Source organism: Planktothrix sp. FACHB-1355, assembly GCF_014748295.1.
Lineage (GTDB): Bacteria > Cyanobacteriota > Cyanobacteriia > Cyanobacteriales > Aerosakkonemataceae > Aerosakkonema > Aerosakkonema funiforme_A.
The window spans coordinates 1-1,994 of record NZ_JACJUP010001233.1; the positions used below are offsets into that span (position 1 = coordinate 1).

The 1,994-nt window shown below is 43.5% G+C and carries 2 protein-coding genes and 1 pseudogene; all 3 read left to right on the forward strand.

Annotation, left to right across the window (positions count from 1 at the left end; all coding sequences use genetic code 11):
* A partial coding sequence (locus H6S82_RS31095) for a response regulator (RefSeq protein WP_191057326.1) occupies positions 1-400 on the forward strand: 400 nt, incomplete at its 5' end.
* Between the two features lie 132 nt (positions 401-532).
* Positions 533-1,543, forward strand: coding sequence for a 1-acyl-sn-glycerol-3-phosphate acyltransferase (locus H6S82_RS31100; protein WP_190462145.1), 1,011 nt, complete (start codon positions 533-535; stop codon positions 1,541-1,543).
* A gap of 68 nt (positions 1,544-1,611) precedes the next feature.
* Positions 1,612-1,994: pseudogene (locus tag H6S82_RS31105) on the forward strand (WD40 repeat domain-containing protein); the annotation flags it as partial.

Sequence of the window (1,994 nt, forward strand, 5' to 3'; positions counted from 1 at the left end):
TTTGAGTCCCTCAGCTGTTCAGCCTCTTAATGGTTTGCAGGTTCTTGTTGTTGATGATGATGTAGATAGCTGCGATTTGATTGCTACGATACTGAAACAATACGGTGCCCAAGTGAGGACGGCGAGTTCGGTAAGGGAAGCAATGGAAGCGATCGAACATATCAAACCGGATGTGTTGCTAAGCGACATCGGAATGCCACAAGAAGACGGCTACGACTTGATCCGCAAAGTGCGACAGCTTGAGTCACCGCGAGGCGAAGAAATTCGTGCGATCGCTCTGACAGCTTTTGCTAGAGAGGAGGATCGTTACAAGGCTATTCAGGCAGGTTTCCAAATGCACGTACCTAAACCAGTTGAGCCAGCTAAGTTAGCTACAGCGGTTGCGAGGCTGGTGCGCTGAAGTCAAAAAAGGGGCTAGGGAACAGGGGCTAGGGACTAGGGAAGAGGGAGAGGGAGGAATTTTGACTTTTGACTTTTGGCTCCCCCAGTTGGAAATATCGGCATACTACAAACTAAAGAACGATAATTTGATATGAGAGGTGAAGGTTTTACTTTTGGTTGGTTCGATTGGTTTTGTCTCTGGTATCCACCAGGTTGGCTAATTTTGTTCAATCGTCATTGGCAGCATTATCATGCCGATCCCGATGGTTGGAATTGGTTGGAATATATCTTATTTTTGATTCCGGGTGGATTTTATCTAGCGTTGTTAATTCGCTGGTTACGTCTTGGCTGTCGTTTACCGCGTCGAGAAACTCCGACGTTCGATCCAAATTATCAAAAAGCTTTTCGCGATGAAATTCTCGCACCTATAGTCAAATATTACTTTCGTGGCGAGTTGCAACAAATCGAAAATTTACCCGAAAATGGGCCGGCGATCGTAGCGATGAACCATGCTGGAATGTGTTTCCCGTGGGATTTTTTGGTATTAGCTTATCTGTTAGGAGATACACGCGACTGGATTGTACAACCCCTTGCCGGTGTTTCTTTGTTTGAACATCTTTGGATGATTTGGTGGCTACCGTCGGGATGGTCTGAAGTTTTGGGCGGCGTGCGGGCAGAATACGATGAATTTGAAGCGGCAGTTGCTAGTAAAACAATTTTACTTTATGCGCCGGAAGGTTTGCGCGGCCCTTGCAAAGGTTGGCCGTTACGTTTTCAGATTCAGACATTTCATCCCAGTTTTATTAGTTTGAGCGATCGCTATCAAATTCCCATTCTTCCAGTTGTGTGTTTGGGCAATGAATATTTACATCCTTTTGCTTTTAATTTAAAAAATATCGGCAAAATATTTGGCTTGCCTTTCTTGCCGATTTCCTTTTTGATAATTGTGTTTATTCTCTTCCCATCAATGGGAGTTTGGGCAATGAGAAGTCGATTGCAATATTATATTCAACCTCTCTACAGAAATAGTGATAGTCAAAATACAATTGAACCACAAACGGCATCAAGTAAGATCCGTTTAAATACGTATCAGCAAGCACAAGCATTGCGAGAAAAGCTACAAAGCAAACTTAACTGTTTGCTGAATATAAATGAATCATAGATATCGCGAAAAAAAATACGCGATCGCACTTATAATTAAAAAGCTGTTCGCTCGCGTACAATATTACAATGACAGAAAGTATTACTCAGCCTACAGGCTGGGATGCCGTCCTTGGCGGTCAAAATGCTGCTCCGACAAACGGTGTCGTTTTGGGAGGGATAGAAGGTGTCAAAAGACGCTTTGCAAGTGTTGTTATAGAACAGCGAATAGCGGCACTAAAAGAAGCGATAAAGTATGGAAAGCCTGGGTTAGAAATAGTAAAGAAAGCTTTGTACGATGAGTCAGATTTGGTACAGCGATCGGCTTATCTAATGCTGCGAGGAAGAACGGCACCAGAAGTGCGTAAAGCTTTACAAAGATTCAATTTTTATCGATTTTTTGAATGTCTGCGTACCCTCAAAGGCGGAACGCAAGTAGCGATTAGTCCAGATGGAGAAACAGCAGCTGTCGT

Excerpts from the sequence above, each read along its gene's own strand:
- H6S82_RS31100 (WP_190462145.1), top strand. The coding sequence starts at position 533 with ATGAGAGGTGAAGGTTTTACTTTTGGTTGGTTCGATTGGTTTTGTCTC.